Annotated in this window: 1 protein-coding gene; it reads left to right on the plus strand. The window is 43.6% G+C overall.

Annotated features, from left to right (window positions below):
- Window positions 1-816: IS110 family RNA-guided transposase (locus GBH70_RS16455; RefSeq protein ID WP_151682021.1), on the plus strand; the 816-nt coding region annotated here is incomplete at both ends.

Genomic DNA, 816 nt, shown 5'->3' on the forward strand with positions numbered 1-816 from the left:
CGACAGGGCATTTCTGGCTTGGCCTTGCTTATTTTCTTACGGCTAAGGGTTATGATTTTGTTTTAGTCAACCCGATGCACGTTAAGAAAAGCAAAGAGCTGGATGACAATTCCCCAACGAAAAACGATACAAAAGATGCCAAGGTGATTGCGCAGCTGATTAAAGACGGGCGATACTCCGTACCCAATCTCCTGGACGGTATTTATGCCGAACTAAGAGAAGGCGCCAAAATAAGAGATCAGCTCGTTAAACAGCTCATGATTACAAATGGCCGAATTCAAAATGTCATTCAGCGTTATTTCCCTGAGTTCTTTGATGTATTTAAAGATTGGGAAGGCAAAGCAGCTATTTGTACCTTAAAAATGTTCCCATTCCCTTCGCAAATCAAGGATATGACTCCTGAAGAAGTGTTGGAGAAATGGAAGCCGCAGATTCAAAGGGGCATCGGCATTAAAAAGGCAACAAAGCTTGTGGAAGCAGCCAGAAAGAGTATTGGTATTCAGGCTGGCATAAAGTTTGCCAAACAAGAAATAGACTGCCTGCTTGAGCAGTATGAACTTTACAATCAGCAAATCAAGCAGCTGGATCAAGAGCTGGAAAGCCTAGTAGAAACTCTACCGGGAGCTAAACAAATGATGGCTATCCCAGGCTTGGGCAAGACCACAGTTGCTTTATTTTTCGCTGAGGTGGGCGATATCACAAAGTACAAACACCCCCAACAGCTTGTAAATTTGGCAGGGCTCTCATTGAAAGAACATAGTTCAGGGAAATCTAAAGGGCAAACAACTATTACCAAACGAGGGCGCAAGAGACTCC

Source organism: Weizmannia acidilactici, assembly GCF_008974225.1.
In the GTDB taxonomy this organism is placed as follows: Bacteria; Bacillota; Bacilli; order Bacillales; family Bacillaceae_C; genus Weizmannia; species Weizmannia acidilactici.